Raw genomic sequence first — 19,693 nt, 5'->3', positions numbered from 1 at the left:
GCTCACCCTTTCACGGCGCCCGCGGCGATGCCGCGCACGAACAGCTTGCCGGAGACGAAGTAGATGGCGAGCGGCACCAGGCCGGTGATGATCGTCGCCGCCATGTTGACGTTGTATTCCTTCACGCCCTGCACCGAGTTGACGATGTTGTTGAGCTGAACCGTCATCGGATAGGTGTCGGGCTTGGTATAGACGACGCCGAAGAGGAAGTCGTTCCAGATGCCCGTGACCTGGAGGATGATGGCGACGACGAAGATCGGCAGCGCCATCGGCAGCATGATCTTGAAGTAGATCGCCCAGAACCCGGCCCCGTCGACGCGGGCGGCCTTGAAGAGCTCCTCCGGCACGGAGGTGAAGTAGTTGCGGAAAAGGAGCGTCAGGATCGGCATCCCGAAGATCGAGTGGACGACGACGAGGCCCCAGAGCGTGCCGTAGAGGCCCATCTCGCGCAGCAGGATCACGATCGGATAGAGCATCACCTGATAGGGGATGAACGCCCCGAAGATCAGGATGGCGAAGAAGGTCTCCGAGCCCTTGAACTTCCAGTTGGCGAGCGCGTAGCCGTTCACGCTGGCGATGGCGATCGAGATGATCACCGACGGCACGGTGATCCGCACCGAGTTCCAGAAGCCGCGCGAGAGCCCGTCGCAGTTCAGCCCCGTGCAGGCGGTCGCCCAGGCCTTCACCCAGGGCTCGAACGTCACCTCCACGGGCGGCGCGAAGATGTTGCCGAGGCGGATCTCGGGCATCCCCTTCAGCGAGGTCACCACCATCACGTAGAGCGGCAGCAGGTAGTAGACCGCGACGAGGATCAGCGTGCCGTAGAGGAAGACGTTGCGGCGCGAGAAGGTCGGGCGCGGCCGGGCGCCGCGGGGGCCCGCCCCGAACGCGGCGGCTTCGCGCTCGATGGCGGCGTCGGCGAGCACGGCGCCGGCGATGGCGGCGGGATTAGACACGGCGCTTGCCTCCGAACTCGAGGTAGGCCCACGGGATGAGGATGATCGCCACGGTCAGCAGCATCATCGACGAGGCGGCGAAGCCCTGCCCGAGGTTCTGGGCGAGGAACATCATGTCGTAGACGTATTTCGCCGGCACCTCCGAGGCGATGCCCGGGCCGCCGCCGGTCTGCGCCACCACGAGGTCGTAGAGCTTGACGATGCCGGAGGTGATGATGACCAGCGTGGTGATGAAGACCGGCCGCATCATCGGGATGATGACGAAGAGATAGGTCTTCCAGGTCGGGATGCCGTCGACGCGCGCCGCCTTCCAGACGTCCTCGTCGATGCCGCGCAGCCCGGCGAGCATCAGGCACATCACGAGCCCCGTGCCCTGCCACAGGCCGGCGATCAGGATGCCGTAGATGACGATGTCGGAATTGTAGAGCGGGTCGAAGGTGAAGCCCTCGAAGCCAAGCCTGCGGATGACGCTCTGCAGGCCGAACTCGGGGTTCAGCAGCCACTGCCAGACCAGCCCCGTCACGATGAATGAGAGCGCGAACGGATAGAGGAAGATCGTGCGGAACGTGTCCTCGAAGCGGATCTTCTGGTCGAGCAGCGTCGCCAGCAGGAAGCCGATCACCAGGCTGAAGATCAGGCTCAGCACGCCGTAGATCGCCAGGTTCTCGATCGAGACCAGCCAGCGGTTGGTCCCCCACAGCCGCTCGTACTGGTCGAGCCCCACGAAATTGAGCCGCGGCAGCAGCTTCGAGTTCGTGAAGGAATGCACGATTGTCCAGATCGTGCCGCCGAAGAACACGACGACGGCGGTCAGGATCATCGGAACCGAGGCGATCTTCGCGTTGAGATTGCGGAAGAGCTGGTTCGGACGCCGAGCGGCCATGCGGTCACCCCCCGCTGGTCAGCCAAAGGTTCCGCCGGCCCGGATCCGGGCCGGCGGTCGTGCGCCGGCGTCAGTCGGCGTTGGCGATGATCTCGGCGAAGCGCGCCTGCGCGTCCTCCGGGGTGATCGACTTGTCGCTGAAGAACTCGGTCATCAGCTGCTCGATCTGGGTGTTGGTGTCCGGGCTGATCAGCTGGTTGGTCGAGACCACGGTCTCGCCCTTGGCGAGGATGGCGAGGCCCTTCTTCATGCAGTCGTTGGCCGCGGCGAGGTCGACATCCTTGCGGATCGGCAGCGAGCCCTTCTTGAGGTTGAAGGCGACCTGCACCTCGGGATTGAACATCGTCGAGGCGAGCACCTCCTGCGCCTTGGTCTTCTCCTCGTCCTTCAGCACCGGGAAGTAGAACGCGTCGCCGTCGGTCGAGATCATCTCGGTGACGCCGAGGCCCGGCAGGCAGGTATAGTCCGTGCCCGCGACCTTGCCGGCCACCTGGAACTCGCCCTGCGCCCAGTCGCCCATGATCTGGCCGCCCGCGGCGTCGGTGATGACCATGTTGGTCGCCTGGTTCCAGTCCTGGACGTTGGAGCCCTCGGCCATCTCGCGCGCCGTTGCGGCGGCGGCGAAGATCCTCGCCATCTCCGGCCCGGCGGCGACCTCGGCGTCCTTGTCGCCGTAGACCTTCATCGTCAGGTCCTTGCCGCCCAGCGCGTTGATCATCACGTTGAACGCGCCGGCGCGCTGCCAGGGCTGCCCGCCCATGGCGAGCGGGATCTTGCCCGCCTCGCGCAGCTTCGGGGCCGCGGCGACGAACTCGTCCCAGTTGGTCGGCACCGGCACGCCCGCGTCGGCGAAGGCCTTGTTGGAGAGCCACAGCCACTGCCAGGAGTGGATGTTGACCGGCACGCAGTAGATCTTGCCGTCGAGCGTGCAGCTCTCGAGCATCCCCGGCGCCGCCATCACGCCCGCCCAGTCCTCCGCCGTGGCGAGGTCGGTCAGGTCGCGCATCAGCCCGGACTCGACCAGCTCCTCCGCCTGGCGGCCATGATTGAACTGGGTCGCCGCCATCGGGTCGCCGCCGGTGATGCGGGAGATCATGATCGGCCGCGCCGTCGAGCCGCCGCCGGCGATGGCGCCGTCCACCCAGTGGTTGCCGGTGGCGTCGAAGGCCTTCGCCAGCTCGGCGACCGCCGCGGCCTCGCCGCCGGAGGTCCACCAGTGCGTCACCTCGAGATCGGTCGCGAGAGCCGCCCCGCCCCAGAGCGCCACGGAACCGGCGAGCGCGGCCCCCAAGCTGCCAATCCTCATCAGAGCCTCCCACAGCTGCATCGTTATAGATCGGAGGTAGCACACCGCCCGTTCCGGAAGCAACGGAAACTTTGCCCGCCGCCTCGCCGACCCCGACTCGCCGGAGCTGCGCCCGGTCGCTCTGTGCGTTTGCGAACAAAGTACCGCATTCGCAAACCCTTCCGGCTGCACATACCGCGGGTTTGGGCTACAGCCGCCGCCGCGTCGCAGCAAACGAATCGACGCTTGCGACCCGGCACGTCGACCTGTAACGTTACCGCAAATGACTCACCTCGGCCCACCACACCCTCCCGCGCGAATCTCGCCCCCAGCCCGCGGCGGCCGGCCGTGAGCCGGCCGGGGGACGCCCCCGCCGCGCCCGCCGGACGCGACGGCCGCCCGACGTTGAAGACGATCGCCTACATGACCGGCCTCGGCGTCACGACCGTGTCCCGCGCCCTCAACGACGCGCCCGACATCGGCCAGGCCACCAAGGATCGCGTCCGCCTCGTCGCCCGCCAGATCGGCTACCGCCCGAACCGCGCCGGCGTGCGGCTGCGCACCGGCAAGACCAACGTCATCAGCCTGATCCTCTCCACCGAGACCGAGGCGCTCGGCCTCACCTCGCACATCGTCCACGGCATCTCCGAGCGGCTGGCCGCCTCGCCCTACCACCTGATCGTCACGCCCTACTCGCGCGCCCGCGACCCGCTCGACCCGGTGCGCTACATCGTCGAGACCGCCTCCGCCGACGGGGTGATCTTCTCCCGCACCGAGCCGCAGGACCGCCGCGCGCGCTACCTCCACGAGGCGGGCTTCCCCTTCGCCACGCACGGCCGCACCGAGATGGAGTTCGCCCACCCGTTCTACGACTTCGACAACGCCGCCTACGCCGAGACCGCCGTCGACCGCCTCGCCGCGCGCGGACGCCGCACGCTGGCGCTGCTGCCGCCGCCCGGCAACCTCACCTACGCCAAGCACATGGCCGCGGGCTTCGTCCGCGGCGTGGAGCGGCGCGACCTGACCGAGCTGCCGGTCCACGGCGTCGACATCGACAGCGATCCCGCCGCCATCGCCGCCGAGATCCGCCGGCTGATGACGGCCCGCCGCCGCCCCGACGGCCTGGTCTGCGCCTCCGCCTACGGCGCCATCCTGGCCATCGCCGCCGCCGAGGAGGCGGGCCTCGTCATCGGCCGCGACTTCGACGTGGCGGTGAAGGAGAGCTTCGATCTGATGCGCAAGTTCCGCCCGCAGATCGAGGTGGTCCGCGAGGACTTCCGCGCCGCCGGCGTCGGCCTCGCCGGCGCGGTCCTCGGCGCCATCGACGGCCGGCCGGCGGAGGAGCTCCAGACCGTCGAGACCCCGCCGCCCGCCTGACCCGCCCGCCGGGGCCCCGGACTGAACCGAACCGCGCCTCCGGCGTTGTCGCAGGCGCCCCCGCCAAGGTTCCCCATGACCGCCCCGCAACTGCTCTCGGTCGCCGTGATCGCGCTGATGATGGCGACCTTCGTCTGGGGGCGCCTGCGCTACGACCTCGTCGCCATCTGCGCGCTGCTCCTCGCCCTCGCCCTCGGCGTCGTGCCCTACGACCGCGCCTTCTCCGGCTTCAGCGACGACATCGTCATCATCGTCGCCTCCGCCCTCCTCGTCAGCGCCGGCGTCGCCCGCTCCGGCCTGATGGAGGCCGCCGTCCAGCGCTACGCCCCCAACGTCCGCAGCCTGCGCGCCCAGATCCTGCTCCTCGTCGCGCTGGTCACCGTGCTCTCCGCCTTCGTCAAGAACATCGGCGCGCTCGCCATCATGATCCCGATCGCCGCGCAGTTCGCCCGCCGCTCCGGCGCGCCGCTGTCGGCCTTCCTGATGCCGATGGCCTTCGGCTCGCTCCTCGGCGGGCTGATGACCCTGATCGGCACCTCCCCCAACATCGTCGTCTCGCGCGTGCGCCAGGAGATGACCGGCGCGCCCTTCTCGATGTTCGATTTCACCCCGGTCGGCGCCAGCCTCGCGCTGACCGGCCTCGTCTTCCTGTCGCTCTTCTGGTGGCTGGTCCCGGCGCGCGTCCGCGCCACCGACGCCATGGAGCACGCCCTCGACATCGCCAACTACGTCACCGAGGCCGAGGTCACCGAGACCTCGACGGTCGTCGGCAAGCCCGTCTCGGCGCTCCTCGAGATCGCCCGCGGCGACGCGGTCGTCACCTCGATCCTGCGCGCCGGCGGCCGCCGCATCACGCCGCTCCCCGACGCGACGCTCCGCGAGGGCGATCTCCTGCTGATCGAGGGCCCGCACGCCGAGCTCGACCGCATCGCCGCCGGCGCGAAGCTCCGCGTCGCCGGCGGCCGCCGCAACGCCGGCGAGGCCCCGATGGCGATCGAGGGCGTCATCGGCGCGGGCTCCAGCCTGATCGGCTGGTCGGCCGAGAGCCTCGCGCTCTTCGACCGCTTCCACCTCAACCTCCTCGCCGTCAGCCGCCCCGGCGTCCGCCTAGCCCGCCGCCCGAGCGCCGTGCGCCTCGCGCTCGGCGACGTCGTCGTGCTCCAGGGCGCGCCCACCGACCTGCCCGGCACGCTGCGCGACCTCGGCGTCCTCCCCCTCGTCGAGCGGCCCGTCCTCCTCGGCAGCCTGCGCAACGGCCTCGCGCCCGGGCTGATCCTGCTCGCCGCCATCCTCGCCACCGCGACGGGCATCCTCCCCGTCCCCGTCGCCTTCTTCTCGGCGGCGGCGGCGATGATCCTCTGCAAGGTGATCCCGCTCCGCGAGGCCTACGACGCGCTCGAGGGCCCGATCCTCGTCATGCTCGCCTGCCTGATCCCGGTCAGCGACAGCCTGCGCGCCACCGGGGCGAGCGACGTCTTCGCCGCCTGGCTCGCCGTCGCCGGCGCCGGCCTCCCCGCCGCCGGCGCGCTGGCGCTGATCCTCGTCGTGGCGATGGCGGTGACGCCCTTCCTCAACAACGCCGCCACCGTCCTCGTCGTCGCGCCCATCGCCGCCGGCTTCGCCGAGACCCTCGGCTACCGCCCCGAGGCCTTCCTGATGGCGGTGGCGATCGGCGCCGGCTGCGACTTCCTCACCCCGATCGGCCACCAGTGCAACACGCTGGTCATGGGCCCCGGCGGCTACCGCTTCAGCGACTACCCCCGCCTCGGCGCCCCCCTCTCGCTCCTCGTCATCGCCGTCGCCGTCCCTATGCTGATGCTGGTCTGGCCGCTGCGGTAGCGGACCGGGACGGCTGTTCCTTCCGCCCGCGGCGCCAACTCGCCGGCTCGGCGGGGGAAGCGATCAGCGAACCCGCCCAAACGCGAACGGCCCGCGCGGGAGGCGCGGGCCGTTCCGTGATTGCAGAGACTTGGCGTCAGTTCTTCGCGTAGTACTCGACGACCAGATTCGGCTCCATCATCACCGGATAGGGGACGTCGGAGAGCGCCGGGGCGCGGACGAACTCGGCGGAGAGCTTGGAATGGTCGACGGCGAGGTATTCCGGCACGTCGCGCTCCGGCGAGCCGATCGCCTCGAGCACGATCGCGAGCTGGCGCGAGCGCTCGCGCACCTGCACGACGTCGCCCGGCTTCACCTGGTACGAGGCGATGTTGACGCGCTTGCCGTTCACGGTGACATGGCCGTGGTTCACGAACTGGCGGGCGGCGAAAATCGTCGGGACGAACTTGGCGCGGTAGACGATGGCGTCGAGCCGGCGCTCCAGCAGGCCGATCAGGTTCTCGCCGGTGTCGCCGCGGATGCGCTCGGCCTCGGCGTAGATGCGGCGGAACTGCTTCTCGGTCAGGTCGCCGTAGTAGCCCTTCAGCTTCTGCTTGGCGCGGAGCTGGGTTCCGAAGTCCGAGAGCTTGGACTTGCGGCGCTGGCCGTGCTGGCCGGGGCCGTATTCACGCTTGTTCACCGGGGACTTCGGGCGGCCCCAGATGTTCTCGCCCATGCGGCGGTCGATCTTGTACTTCGCGGAGGTGCGCTTGGTCACCTGCGGTCTCCTTCATCGCTTCAAACATCGCCGGCGCCCTCCTTTGCCCGGTCTCCCGGGCCGACAGGATCCCCCTTGCGGGGGCCACGGACGCCAAAACCCCGCCCCAACCGGACGGAGAGCCGGCCTTATAGCCGGGCGGCGGGCGGAGTCAATGCGCGGATGCCGCCGCAGCCGGCGCCCGGCGAATTTCGTGCAAAATCGTGCAGGATCGTGCGGAAACGTGCAGTCGCTCAAGACATATCAATGACTTGGCCCGTGTTCACGCGTGGGCATCCTCCCCGTTTCGCGCCGCGTCCATCGCCTCGCGCATCCGGCGGACGGCCGAGTCGAGGCCGGAGAAGATCGCCTCGGCGATCAGGAAGTGGCCGATGTTGAGCTCGGCGAGCTCCGGGATCGCGGCGACGGGACCGACGCTGTCGAAGGTCAGCCCGTGCCCGGCATGGACCTCGAGGCCGATCCGGTCGGCGAAGGCGGCGGCTTCGGCGATCCGCGCCAGCTCGGCGTCGCGCGCCCGCGGCTCGTCGGCCAGCCAGTGCTCGCAATAGGCCCCGGTATGCAGCTCGACCACCGGCGCGCCGATCCGCCGCGCCGCGGCGATCTGCTCGCGGTCCGGGGCGATGAAGATCGACACCCGGCTGCCGGCGTCGCGCAGCGGGGCGATGAAGCGCGCCAGCCGCGCCTCGTCGCGCAGGACGTCGAGCCCGCCCTCGGTGGTGCGCTCCTCGCGCCGCTCCGGCACCAGGCAGACGGCGTGCGGCCGGTGGCGGAGCGCGATCGCCTGCATCTCCTCGGTAGCCGCCATCTCCAGGTTGAGCGGCAGCGCGATGCCCGCCGACAGCGCGTCGATGTCCGCGTCGGTGATGTGCCGGCGATCCTCGCGCAGATGCGCGGTGATGCCGTCCGCGCCCGCCGCCTCGGCCAGCCGCGCGGCGCGGAGCGGGTCGGGATAGGGCCCGCCGCGGGCGTTCCGCACGGTCGCCACGTGATCGATGTTGACGCCGAGGCGCAGGCGGGGGATGGGCATGGACGGCGGCCTTCTCCGGAGGGACGGAGCCGGACTATAGGCCGGCGATCCGCCGCCGTCAGCCCGCCTCGCCTTGCCGTCGCCCCGCCCGCTCCGCCCGGCGCGCCCGCATCGCGGCCTGGTAGGCGGCGATGATCGGGCGGAGCAGGCCGTAGGCGACGGCGGAGGCGGCGAGGCCGGGCAGGAGCCCGCCGACGAAGTAGGGCCAGAGCACGTCCGCGGCCAGCGTCCAGAGCTTGCCCCATTCCGGCGCGCCGTAGCCGAAGAGGCTGCCGATCCCCTTGAGGAGCCCGTCCACCGCGCCGGCGAAGGCCTCCGAGACCCGGGTGAAGTCCCGCCCCGACGCGCCGTGGCCGAGGATCCGCCGCCCGAGCGGCAGCGACACCGAGGCGATCAGCGGGAAGGTCAGCGGGTTGCCGACGAAGGTCCCGACCATCGCGGCGAGGAGGTTGCCACGCACCGCCCAGGCCAGCGCGACCGCGATGACGAAGTGGAGGCCGAAGAGCGGGTTGAACGAGGCCATCACCCCGCAGGCGAAGCCGAGGGCGATCCGGTGCGGCGTGTCGGGAATGCGGCGGATGCGGTGGCCGATGTACTCGATCGCCCGCTTCCAGCCGGTGCGCGGATAGACGAGCTCGCGGACCCGGGTGAGGAAGGGAGGCCGGTCGCGCCTCCGGAACACCATCGCCGCGCCGGCCCGCTCAGCCGGACGCGAGCGCCGTCGCCTGCCGGAAGCGGCGCACCTGCGCCACGTCCGAGTCGGCGTCGATCGCCGTCAGCACGTTCGACAGGTGCTCCATGTCGCGCACCTCGAGATCGACGACGACCCGGTAGAAGTCCGGCTTGCGCTCGGTAAAGGCGATGTCGGTGATGTTGGCGCGCTGCTCGCCGATCAGCGTGCAGAGCCGCCCGAGCACGCCCGCGTCGTTCGCCATGACGATCTCGATGCGCGCGACATGCACCCGCCCCGAGCCGCTCTCCGGCCAGCGCAGGTCGATCCAGCGGTCGGGCTCGTCCTCGAACGCCACGAGCTCGGCGCAGTCGATGGCGTGGACGACCACCCCCCGACCGCGCACGGCGATGCCGACGATGCGCTCGCCCGGGATCGGGTTGCAGCAGGACCCGGGCCGCGCCTCCTGCCCGGCCCCGAGGCCGATGACGATCGGCGCCGCCTTGTCGGCCTCCTGCGGCCGCCCCGCCTCGCGGACGAGCTCGGGGTAGAGCGTCGCCACCAGCTCCTTGCCGGTCATCTCCGCCGCGCCGAGCCGCGCCAGGACCTCCTCGGCGTCGTCGAGCCCGAGCCGCTTCGCCGCGGTGTCGAGCGCCTTGTCGGTCGCCTTCTTGCCGACCCGCTCCAGCCCGACCCGGGCGATCTCGCGCCCGAGCCGCACCAGCGTCGCCCGCTGCTCCTCGCGGAGGGACCGCCGGATGGCCGACTTGGCGCGGCCGGTGACGACCATGTCCTCCCACGAGGGCTGCGGCCGCTGCCCCTCGGCGCGGATGATGACGACCGACTGGCCGTTCCGGAGCTTCGTCCAGAGCGGCACCCGCCGCCCGTCGACCTTGGCGCCGACCGTGCTGTCGCCGATCCGGGTGTGGATCGCATAGGCGAAGTCGATCGGCGTCGCGCCGCGCGGCAGGCTCACCACCTCGCCCTTGGGGGTGAAGCAGAACACCTGGTCGGTGAACATCTCGAGCTTCATGTGCTCGAGGAAGTCGTCGCTGTCCTCGGAGGATTCGAGCCGCTCGGTCAGCGAGTTCAGCCACTGGAACGGGTCGACGGCGAAGGGGTTCTTGAACCGCTGCCCGTCGCGATAGGACCAGTGGGCCGCGACGCCGGTCTCGGCGACCGCGTGCATCTCGTGGGTGCGGATCTGCACCTCGACCCGCTTGCCGTCGCGCCCCGAGACCGTGGTGTGGATCGAGCGGTAGCCGTTCGACTTCGGCTGCGAGATGTAGTCCTTGAACCGCCCCGGCACCGCCTTCCAGCGCTGATGCACCGCCCCGAGCGCGACATAGCAGTCGGCGACGCTGTCGACGATGATGCGGAAGCCGTAGATGTCGGAGAGCCGCGAGAAGCCCTCCTTCTTCTCCTCCATCTTGCGCCAGACGGAGTAGGGCTTCTTCTCCCGCCCGAACACCTCCGCCCGGACGCCGGCGGCGGCGAGAACGGTGCGGATGTCCTCGGTGATCTTCTGGATGACGTCGCCGCTCTCGTTCCGGAGCGTCACGAAGCGGCGGATGATCGAGAGCCGCGCCTCGGGGTTGAGGATGCGGAAGGCGATGTCCTCGAGCTCGTCGCGCATCCACTGCATGCCCATCCGGCCCGCGAGCGGGGCGAAGATGTCCATGGTCTCGCGCGCCTTGCGGAGCTGCTTCTCCGGCTTGAGGTGCTTGATCGTACGCATGTTGTGAAGCCGGTCGGCGAGCTTCACCAGAAGGACGCGGAGGTCCTTCGACATGGCCATCAGCAGCTTGCGGAAGTTCTCGGCCTGGGCGTTCTCGACCGAGCCGAGCTCGAGGTTGGTGAGCTTGGTCACCCCGTCGACGAGCTGGGCGATCTCGTCGCCGAAGCGCAGCGCGATCTCGTCGTAGGTCGAGCCGGTGTCCTCGATCGTGTCGTGCAGGAGCGCGGTGATGATCGAGGCGTCGTCGAGCCGCTGCTCGGCGAGGAGCACGGCGACCGCGACCGGATGGCTGAAATAGGCGTCGCCGCTGACCCGCTGCTGGCCCTGGTGCATCCGCCTTGCGTAGTCGTAGGCGGCGCTGATCAGGCCGATGTCGGCGCGCGGGTTGTACGCGCGGACGAGCGCGGTCAGCGCCTCCTCCGGCACGACGCCGTCGGGCCCCGGACGCGCCCGGGCGACGAGCTCGCTCGATGCGATCGGCGGTTGTGTCGGCAGCCTGTCGTCGGGCGCGGGCGCCCCCGGGACGACGACCGCGTCGCCCGGTAGCGCCGGCCGGCCAGGACCCGGATGGCCCATCTGCAAAACGCCCCGCGACAGTGAGCGGCTGTTCTAGCCCCGCCTCGGCTGCAGCGCAAGGCTGGCGCCGGAAGGAAGCGCGGCCCCGAGGTAGCGCCGCACGATCTCGCGGAGCGCGGCGAGGTCGACCGGCTTGACGATCAGCTCGTCGAAGCCGGCCTCCTCGAACTCGGCGAGGTGGCGGCTGTCGGGATAGGCCGTGACAGCGACGATCGCCGTCGGCTGCCCGCTGGCCCGGATCTTCACCGCGGCCTCGATGCCGTTCAGCTTCGGCATGTTGATGTCCATCAGGATCAGCGACGGCGGCTCCGCCTCGGCCATCCGCACCGCCTCCGCCCCGTCGACGGCCACCCGGCAGGAGAGGCCGAACGAGCGCAGCATCGCCGTGAGGACGAAGACGTTGGTGGCGCTGTCGTCCGCGACCAGGATCGCGCTCTGGTTCATCCCCGAGGCCCCCGTTACGCCGCCATCGCGCGCGGCGACGCCGCCCGCGCCAGCGGCAGGAAAAGCGAGAAGGTCGAGCCGGCTCCCAGGGCGCTCTCGACCCGGATCGTGCCGCCCATCAGCTCGACGAGCGAGCGCGCGATCGCGAGGCCGAGCCCGGCCCCGCCGGCGCTGCGGGTCAGCGAGCCGTCCACCTGGACGAAGCGCTCGAAGATGCGGGCATGATCGTCCGGCGCGATGCCGCGGCCGCTGTCGGAGACGGTCACCCGCAGACCGTCCTCCCCCGCGACGGCGGCGAGGTCGACGTCGATTCGGCCCGTGTCGGTGAACTTGATGGCGTTGCCGACGAGGTTGGTCAGCACCTGCCGGAACGCCAGGTCGTCGCCGAGGAAGAGCGCGCGGGCCGCCGGCGCGACGGTCGCAGCGAGCGCGAGGTTCTTTGTCGCAGCCTCCGCCGCGAGCAACCGCATCGTGTCGTCGACGGCGGCGCCGGGGTCGAAGCGGGCGCGATCGAGGCGCATCGACCCGGTCTCGATCCGCGTGATGTCGAGCAGGCCGTTGATCAGCTGGAGCTGGGTGCGCGCCGATGCGAGCAGCACGCCTACCATCTCGCGCGCCTCCGCGTCGAGATCCTGCACCTCGAGGAGCTGGGCGATGCCGATCACCCCGTTCATCGGCGTGCGCAGCTCGTGGGAGACGTTGGCGAGGAACTGCGTCTTGCTCTGGTCCGCCCTCTGCGCGCCGGCGAGCGCGAGCTCCAGCCGGTGCGCGGAGCCGACGAGCGCCCGCGAAAGGACCAGCGCCACCGCCGCGACGATGAGCGTCAGCCCGGCGAGCGGCCAGAGCGCCGCCTGGAACACCGCCCGCCCCGGCTGCGGCGGCGTCCAGATCAGGTAGGCGAGCGGGGCGCCCGCCGCGTCCGGTATCGGAACCGACTCGAAGCCCGGCTGCGGCGCGTCGGCGAGCACGAGGTCGGTGATCAGGAAATCCTCGCCGATGTCGCGAAGCCGCTCCGGCGTGAGCTCGTAGCCGAAGATCTGGCGCGGCAGGTCGGCGTCGGTCATGCCGGGCGGAATGCCTTCCTGCGGCGCCACGCGGGCGATCGCCAGTAGCCAGAGCGCGCCGCCCGAGCGCGCGAAGGTCACCTTCGCCTCGCCGCTGTCGATCGGCTCGTCGGCGAGCAGGCGTTGCGCGGTCGAGACGGCCGCCGGATCGAGCACCTCGGGGCGCGGCGTCTCGGGGCCGCCCCGGCTCCACCCGTAGTCCGCCGCCCCCAGCGGCAGGATTACCGCCGCGTCGAACGTGCCGGCGATCGCCGAGAAGCCGATGTTGTCGTAGGCCCAGCTGCGATCGTCGGCGCCGAGGCGCTCGAAGGCGGCGGTCCAGAGGGAGTAGTCGAGCAGGGACGCCTTCGCGGTCTCGACGAAGCGGTCGAGGCCGCGGCTCACCATCCGGACGTTCGCCTTCGCCGCAAGCGCGTCCTGCTTCTGCGCCATCCAGTACGTCGCGCCGAACGCGGCGGAGATCGCCGCAAGCACCCCGAGAAGCAATGCGACGGCAAGCCGGCGCGAGAACAGCCGTGCGCCGGCGTCGCCCCCCTGCCTCGCGTCCATGGTCACGGGTGGGGCTCCCTGGCTCGCACTTTCCCGAGCCCAGCGCTACCGCGGTTTCGTCAACACGGGACTAACGGAGGCCCCGCTCGCGGCGTGAAAGGCCCCGGGGTCCTCAGTTCTCGCCCTGGGCTTCCATCAGCGCGCGCAGCAGCCGCTCCTCGGACATGTCGTCGTCGACCGGCTTGTCGGCGCCGACGAGGAGGGTCATCACGTCCTCCTCCGGCTCGTCGACCTCGATCTGGCGCTGGAAGCTCTCGATCGCCATCTCGCGCAGGCGCTCGGCGGTCAGCGTCTCGTCGGCGATCTCCCGGAGGGCGACCACCGGGTTCTTGTCGTTGTCGCGCTCGACGGTGAGGCCCGAGCCGGCGGCGAGCGACCGGGCGCGGTGCGCCGCGAGCATGACCAGCTCGAAGCGGTTCGGGACCTTGTCGACGCAGTCTTCGACGGTTACGCGGGCCATGGCGGCGGCTCCTCGACACTCTTCGCGGAAGGCGCAGTATCTAGCCCCCCGCCGCGCGGAAGGCAAGGGCGCCTGCCGGAGCAACCGCCGCCCGGCGTTCCCGCTCGTGCCGGCGCCCTGCGCCGCCGCGGAGGCCGCGTCCGGAGCGGCGTGCTCAGAGCGTCATGGCGCTGGCGGGATGCGGGGGCGCGCCGTCGTAGCCCCCCCAGACCGACTGGTCGAACTGGATGACCGCGCCGGTCATCATGCCGCTGTCCGCGGAGGCGAGGAAGGCGCAGGCCCGCGCCACCTCCGCGGGGTCGAGCAGGCGGCCGAAAGGTTGCTCGGCCGCGGCGCGGGCGAGCCACCCCTCGTCGGCGCCGTGGTATTCGCGCTGGATGCGGTCCTCGCCGTCGGACGCCATCCAGCCGATGTCGAGCTGGTTGACGCGGATGCGGTTGCGCAGGAGCCCGAAGGCGGCGTTGCGGGTCAGCGTGGCGAGCGCGCCCTTGGACGCGCAGTAGGCCGCGATGAACGGCTGGCCGGCGCGTTCCGAGGTGGAGCCGATGTTGACGATCGCGCCCTCGACGCCGTCGCGGATCATCCGCTTCACCGCCTCCTGCATCAGGAAGAACGGCGCGCGGACATTGACGGCGAAGATGTCGTCGAAGCGCGCCTCGGAGGTGTCGAGAAGGGTGCCGCGGTCGGTGACGCCGGCCGCGTTGACGAGGATGTCGACACGGCCAAAGCGGGCGTCGGCGGCCGCGACGACGGCGCGGCAATCGGCGACGCTGCCGAGGTCGGCCGGGGCGAAGGCGACGGGGACGCCGGTGGCGGCGGCGATCTCCGCGGCGACCGCCTCCCCCTTCGCGCGCGAGCGCCCGCAGGTGAGCACGCCGGCGCAGCCCGCCTCGGCGAAGCGCCGGGCGATCGCCGAGCCGAGCCCTTGGGTGCCGCCCGTCACCACGGCGACCTTGCCGTCCAGTCGGTTCATGCCCGTCCTCCCTGCCGCAGAGCGCATTGAAGTTTTTACGATGCCGCAATGATTGTTGCAGAGCCGGAGCGGATTGGGAAGCCGATTTCGTTAACCAACTTGCACTGGGAATACTCGCGGGTGTTGTAGTGGCGCAATGGGGCGTTGCGCGTAATTGACGCGGCTTGTATAGTCCACGCGGGGCAGCGTGGGTGAATAAGATGAACGTCTTGGATGTGGCGCAACGACGCCACAACGTGGATGTATCTACCCAAGGTAGTGCTGAATCGGCATTTTATAATCGCATTGCGCGGGTGATGCTGGTCGACCTGAACAACTTCGCGACCTTTCCGACGCTCGCCGTCGGGCTGCTCGTGGCGCGGCTCCGCGAGGCGGGGCACGCGGTGGAGGTGGTCTGTCCGCTCAACCTGAACGTCGCGGGGATTCAGCGCGAGCATCGCGACACGCTCCGGGACCACCTGGCGCGCAAGCTGCATCATTCCACCTGGGCTCCGCTGGTGATGGCGCGCGACCGGGCGCGCGCCGTCGCCGACCGCCGCGCGAACCGGCCGAGCCCCGTGGTGCTTGCCGAGATCGCGCGGGCGCTCGCCGGGCGGCGACCCGACGTGATCCTGCTGTCCGCCTATCTCCAGCACCACGCGAGCGTGGTCGAGATCGGCAAGCTCGCGGCGGCGGCGGGGATTCCGGTCGTCGTCGGCGGCCCGATGTTCAACCTGCCGGAGGTTGCGCAGGCCTGGGCGTCGCTGCCGGGGATCGCGGCGATCGTCGGGGCGGAGGCCGACCTCGACGTCGCCGGCATCGCCGCGGCGGCGGCGCATGGCGGGGACCTGCTGGCCTTTCCCGGCGTGACCCTGCCGGACGGGCGGCGCTCCGCCGCCGCGCGGCCGCTCCGCCCCCTCGACGCGACGCCGACACCGGACTTCTCGGACTTCCCCTGGCAGCTCTATCCGTTCCGCGTCGTTCCGGTGATGACCGGGCGGGGCTGCCAGTGGGACCGCTGCGTGTTCTGCAGCGACGTGATCTCGGCGAACGGCCGCAGCTTCCGCACGCGCAGCGTCGAGACCGTGCTCGACGAGCTGCGCGAGCAGGCGCGCCGCCACGACACCGAGAACTTCATCTTCCTCGACCTGAAGCTCAACTCGAACCCCGCGATGTTCCGCGGCATCGCCGAGCGGATCCGCTCGGTGGCGCCGGGCGCGGAATGGATCGGGACGGTGCATGTCGACCTGCGGCGCGACAACGGGCTCAGCCTCGCGGACCTGCGGGCGGCGGTCGCCGGGGGCATGCGGCGGATCAGCTTCGGGCTGGAGACCGGCAGCCAGCGGCTTCTCGACGCGATGGACAAGGGCGCCTCGGTCGAGGCGAACTCCGAGTTCATCCGCAACGCCCACCAGGCGGGGCTGAGCGTGCGGGCGACGATGTTCCGCGGCTTTCCGGGCGAGACCGCGGCCGACCTCGAGGCGACGGCCGACTTCCTCGAGCGCCACCGGCCGTGGCTCGACCGGGTGCGGTTCAACGCGCTGACGGTCTACGAGCACACGCCGCTCTTCCGCGCCATCGGCGAGGGCCGTCATCCCGGGATGCGGCTCACTGCGGTCGAGAGCCGCCGCGCCCGCGTCGCCACCACCGAGGGGGCGGTCGGCGGCCCTGCCTACCGCCGCGCCGTCGCGCGGGTGCTCGACCAGGTGCTGGCGATCAACCGGCGCGAGGTGCGCGTGGAGGCGCGCGCCTTCGACGGGCTGATGTAGCGCCCTGCCCGTCCGTCACGGGCGGCCGCTGCGACCCCCCGCACGCGCACGCGGCAGGCGCGCGGGAACCTTCGGGACCTTATGAGGCGTGCGAACGGCGTGGCCTGGCAGCGCGCACGCGGCACGCACGCGGGAACCCTCGGGAGGCCGGCCCTCCGCTGTTGCTCCCGGCGTCAGAAATGTTGCCGCCGGATGGCTTCGGTGGCATGATCCTCGGCAGATCGCGGGGGTGTTGCATGACCGGCTCGGGTCGGGATAGCAGCCGTTCCGTCGGCATCGCTCCCTCCCTGGCCGAAGGGGGAGCGCCCGGCGAGAGCCGCCGCGTCGCCCGCGTCCTGATCGTCGATCTCAACAACTTCGCGACCTTTCCGACGCTGGCGGTCGGGCTTCTGGTCGCGCGGCTGCGGGAGGCCGGTCACGTCGTCGAGGTGCTGTGCCCCCTCAACCTGAACGTCCGCGGCGCCCAGCGCGAGCATCGCGACACGCTTCGGGATCACTTCTCGCGGCAGCTCCAGCACGCCACGTGGTCGCCGCTGGCGGCGGCGCGGACCCTCAAGGGCGCGCTGCACGACTGGCGGACCAACCGGCCCGATCCCGTGGTGCTGCGCGAGACGGCGCGGGCGATCGAGGCGCGACGCCCGGACGTGGTGCTGCTCTCGGCCTATCTCCAGCACTATCCCAGCGTCGCGGAGATCGGCGGGATTGCGCGGCGTGCGGGCGTTCCCTTGGTGGTCGGCGGGCCGATGTTCAACCTGCCCGAGGTGGCGGACGCCTGGCGGGAGCTTCCCGGCGTCACCGCGATCGTCGGGGCGGAGGCCGACCTCGACGTCGCGGGGCTGGCCTCCGACGCCGTCGCCGGAGCGGGCGAGGGCCTCCTCGACCATCCCGGGGTGACGTTGTCCGACGGGCGACGCTCGGCCGCCGCCCGACCGTTGCGCCCGCTCGACGCGACGCCGATCCCGGACTTCTCGGACTTTCCGTGGAGCCTCTACCCGTTCCGCGTTGTGCCGGTGATGACCGGGCGCGGCTGCCAGTGGGACCGCTGCGTGTTCTGCAGCGACGTGATCTCGGCCAACGGGCGCAGCTTCCGCACGCGCAGCGTCGATCGGGTGATGGAGGAGCTGGCCGTGCAGGCGCGTCGCCACGACACGGCCAGCTTCATCTTCCTCGACCTCAAGCTCAACTCGAACCCTGCGATGTTCCGCGGCATCTCCGATCGCATCCGGTCGGTGGTGCCCGGCGCGGAGTGGATCGGGACGGTTCACGTCGACCAGCGCCGGGACAATGGCCTCAGCCTGCCGGACCTGCGCGCCGCCGTGGGCTCGGGGATGCGGCGGATCAGCTTCGGGCTGGAGAGCGGCAGCCAGCGCCTGCTCGACGCGATGGACAAGGGCGCCTCGGTCGAGACGAATTCCGAGTTCATCCGCAACGCCCACCAGGCGGGGCTGAGCGTGCGGGCGACGATGTTCCGCGGCTTTCCGGGCGAGACGGCCGAGGACCTCGACGCGACGGCCGCGTTCCTGGAGCGGCACGAGCCCTTCATGGACCGCGTCCGGTTCAAGGCGCTGACCGTCAACGAGAGCACGCCGCTCTTCCATTCCATCGCGGAGGGGCGCCACGGAGGGATGCGCATCACGGCGGTGGAGAGCCGCCGCGCGCGGGTGGCGACGACCGACGGCGTCGCCGGCGGCCGCGCCTATCGCAAGGCGCTGGCGCGGGTGCTCAACCGGGTGTTCGCGATCAACCGGCGCGAGGTGCGGGTGGAGGCGCGCGCCTTCGACGGCCTGATGTAAGCGGAACGCGGCAGGAGACCGGCCCCCGTCGGCGAAGGGTCGCCCGCCGGTGCGGCCCGAATGGCGGAGACGACGCGCGCGGGCGCCGGCCTCCCGACGCGGGCGCCCGCGACCCTAATGGGGCTTAGCCCGAGGCCGCCTCGTCAGGCCAATGGGCCTCCCGACGCGGGCGCGCGCGACCCTAATGGTATTGACAGGCGCGGCGGCGGGCGGGGAATGTCGCGCGAGCCATGCGAGCCGGCGCCCGGAGAAGGCGCGGCTCCGCGCGCCCGGAGGGGCGGACGGCGCGACAGGGAAATGCGGGGAGGAATGCGGTGCGGACGACGGCGATCGGGGCGTCGGGGCTGAAGGTCCCGGCGATCGGGTTCGGGACCTCGGCGCTCGGGGACATGCCGGACACCTACGGCTACGCCGTCGACGAGGAGCGGGCGCGGGCGACGGTGCGGGCGATCCTTGCGCGGCCCGACGGGTTCATCGACAGCTCGCGCAACTACGGCATGGGCCGCTCGGAGGAGCGGGTCGGGCAGGTGGTGCGCGAGCTCGGCGGCTGGCCGGAGGGGCGGGTGCTGTCGACGAAGCTCGACCGCGACATGGAGACGAACCTCCTCGACGGGACGCAGGCCTGGCGCTCGCTCGAGGCGAGCCTGAAGGCGCTCGGCCGCGACCGCGTCGAGATCCTGCACCTGCACGACCCGGAATACGCCTCGGATCTCCGCGACGTGACCGGCCCGGACGGGGCGCTCGCCGCGCTGATGCGGATGAAGGAGCAGGGGCTCGCCACGGCGGTCGGGCTCGCGGCCGGGCGGATCGACGTGATGATGCCGCTGATGCGCGACTGGGACCTCGACGCGATCATCACCCACAACCGCTATACGCTGGTCAACCGCAACGCCGAGCCGATGATCGAGCTCGCCGAGGCGCGGGGGATCGCCGTCCTCAACGCCGCCCCCTATGGCAGCGGGGCGCTGGCGAAGGGGCTCGCGGTCTATGGCCGCTACGCCTACCAGGACGGCAGGCCGGAGACCGCGGCGGTGGCGCGGATCGAGGAGATCTGCGCCCGCCACGGCGTCGCCCCCGGCGCGGCCGCCCTCCAGTTCTCGCTGCGCGACGACCGGATCGCCGCGACGATCTGCGGCGTCTCGAAGCCCGAGCGGGTGGCGCAGACGCTGGACTGGGCCGAGGCGCCGATCCCGGAGGCGGTCTGGCGCGAGCTGATGGCGGTGGAGTTCGGGACCGACGATCCGGAGGCGACCCGGGACTACAAGCCGGGCTGAGGCCCGTCCGGGCGCCCGACCGGCGCTGTCTCCGGAGGGAGGCGCGCCGGCGCGCGGGCCATGCCGGCGCAGGACGCGGCGCGTGTGTTCACGCGTGAATATTCGCTAAGTCATTGATTTCATGTAAGCGAAAATCGGAAATTATACCAACGGCACACTACACGACACAGTGCTGGCTGAGGGCGGCTGGTTGGATTCTACTGGACGACTCCCTTGCAAGGATCGTCCCATGTCTCACCGAGCCGTCGCCGCCCTCTCCCGGACGCTACGGGGCCATGTC

The 19,693-nt window shown here is 71.1% G+C and carries 16 protein-coding genes; 5 read left to right on the top strand and 11 right to left on the bottom strand.

From position 1 onward, the window contains the following. Window positions 1–2: 2 nt before the first annotated feature. From KBB57_RS13185 to KBB57_RS13175, 3 genes are all read right to left on the bottom strand, one after another. A complete protein-coding gene (locus KBB57_RS13185; RefSeq protein WP_290751038.1) occupies window positions 3–908 on the bottom strand; it encodes a carbohydrate ABC transporter permease in 906 nt (301 codons plus the stop codon). A 40-nt stretch (window positions 909–948) separates the two neighbouring features. Next, a complete protein-coding gene (locus KBB57_RS13180) occupies window positions 949–1,839 on the bottom strand; it encodes a carbohydrate ABC transporter permease (RefSeq protein WP_290750934.1) in 891 nt (296 codons plus the stop codon). A 70-nt stretch (window positions 1,840–1,909) separates the two neighbouring features. Then, window positions 1,910–3,145: an ABC transporter substrate-binding protein gene (locus tag KBB57_RS13175; protein ID WP_290750931.1), complete on the bottom strand. Its 1,236-nt coding sequence runs from the start codon at window positions 3,143–3,145 to the stop codon at window positions 1,910–1,912. Between the two features lie 384 nt (window positions 3,146–3,529). Between KBB57_RS13175 and KBB57_RS13170 the strand changes: the two genes are divergently transcribed. Both KBB57_RS13170 and KBB57_RS13165 read left to right on the top strand, forming a co-directional pair. Then, complete coding sequence (locus tag KBB57_RS13170; protein WP_290750928.1) at window positions 3,530–4,501, top strand: LacI family transcriptional regulator; 972 nt, start codon at window positions 3,530–3,532, stop codon at window positions 4,499–4,501. A 75-nt stretch (window positions 4,502–4,576) separates the two neighbouring features. Then, window positions 4,577–6,340: an SLC13 family permease gene (locus KBB57_RS13165; protein ID WP_290750925.1), complete on the top strand. Its 1,764-nt coding sequence runs from the start codon at window positions 4,577–4,579 to the stop codon at window positions 6,338–6,340. 136 nt (window positions 6,341–6,476) lie between these two features. Here the strand turns inward: KBB57_RS13165 and rpsD are convergent, their stop codons facing one another. From rpsD to KBB57_RS13125, 8 genes are all read right to left on the bottom strand, one after another. Next, window positions 6,477–7,097, bottom strand: coding sequence for a 30S ribosomal protein S4 (gene rpsD, locus KBB57_RS13160; RefSeq protein WP_290750923.1), 621 nt, complete (start codon window positions 7,095–7,097; stop codon window positions 6,477–6,479). A gap of 262 nt (window positions 7,098–7,359) precedes the next feature. After that, window positions 7,360–8,124: a pyridoxine 5'-phosphate synthase gene (locus KBB57_RS13155; RefSeq protein ID WP_290750920.1), complete on the bottom strand. Its 765-nt coding sequence runs from the start codon at window positions 8,122–8,124 to the stop codon at window positions 7,360–7,362. 58 nt (window positions 8,125–8,182) lie between these two features. Further along, complete coding sequence (locus KBB57_RS13150; protein WP_290750917.1) at window positions 8,183–8,809, bottom strand: DUF2062 domain-containing protein; 627 nt, start codon at window positions 8,807–8,809, stop codon at window positions 8,183–8,185. 16 nt (window positions 8,810–8,825) lie between these two features. Continuing rightward, a complete protein-coding gene (locus tag KBB57_RS13145; protein WP_290750915.1) occupies window positions 8,826–11,108 on the bottom strand; it encodes a bifunctional (p)ppGpp synthetase/guanosine-3',5'-bis(diphosphate) 3'-pyrophosphohydrolase in 2,283 nt (760 codons plus the stop codon). A 33-nt stretch (window positions 11,109–11,141) separates the two neighbouring features. Beyond that, window positions 11,142–11,552 carry a response regulator gene (locus KBB57_RS13140; protein ID WP_290750912.1) on the bottom strand — a complete coding sequence of 137 codons (411 nt, stop codon included), beginning with the start codon at window positions 11,550–11,552 and terminating at the stop codon, window positions 11,142–11,144. A gap of 14 nt (window positions 11,553–11,566) precedes the next feature. Then, complete coding sequence (locus KBB57_RS13135; protein WP_290751036.1) at window positions 11,567–13,165, bottom strand: ATP-binding protein; 1,599 nt, start codon at window positions 13,163–13,165, stop codon at window positions 11,567–11,569. A gap of 112 nt (window positions 13,166–13,277) precedes the next feature. Further along, window positions 13,278–13,625 carry a DNA-directed RNA polymerase subunit omega gene (gene rpoZ, locus KBB57_RS13130; protein WP_290750909.1) on the bottom strand — a complete coding sequence of 116 codons (348 nt, stop codon included), beginning with the start codon at window positions 13,623–13,625 and terminating at the stop codon, window positions 13,278–13,280. A 154-nt stretch (window positions 13,626–13,779) separates the two neighbouring features. Further along, window positions 13,780–14,598, bottom strand: a complete 819-nt coding sequence (locus tag KBB57_RS13125) for an SDR family oxidoreductase (RefSeq protein ID WP_290750907.1) — start codon at window positions 14,596–14,598, stop codon at window positions 13,780–13,782. Between the two features lie 200 nt (window positions 14,599–14,798). Between KBB57_RS13125 and KBB57_RS13120 the strand changes: the two genes are divergently transcribed. The 3 genes from KBB57_RS13120 to KBB57_RS13110 all read left to right on the top strand — a co-directional run bounded on the left by KBB57_RS13120 (window position 14,799) and on the right by KBB57_RS13110 (window position 19,413). Continuing rightward, entirely contained in the window at window positions 14,799–16,346 is a 1,548-nt protein-coding gene (locus KBB57_RS13120) for a radical SAM protein (protein WP_290750905.1), read from the top strand. A 236-nt stretch (window positions 16,347–16,582) separates the two neighbouring features. After that, window positions 16,583–18,139: a radical SAM protein gene (locus tag KBB57_RS13115; RefSeq protein WP_290750903.1), complete on the top strand. Its 1,557-nt coding sequence runs from the start codon at window positions 16,583–16,585 to the stop codon at window positions 18,137–18,139. 314 nt (window positions 18,140–18,453) lie between these two features. Beyond that, window positions 18,454–19,413, top strand: a complete 960-nt coding sequence (locus KBB57_RS13110; protein ID WP_290750900.1) for an aldo/keto reductase — start codon at window positions 18,454–18,456, stop codon at window positions 19,411–19,413. Window positions 19,414–19,693 lie beyond the last annotated feature (280 nt).

The sequence above is a fragment of the Amaricoccus sp. genome (assembly GCF_017993425.1).
In the GTDB taxonomy this organism is placed as follows: Bacteria; Pseudomonadota; Alphaproteobacteria; order Rhodobacterales; family Rhodobacteraceae; genus Amaricoccus.
This window is presented reverse-complemented; position numbering and strand designations above follow the sequence as displayed.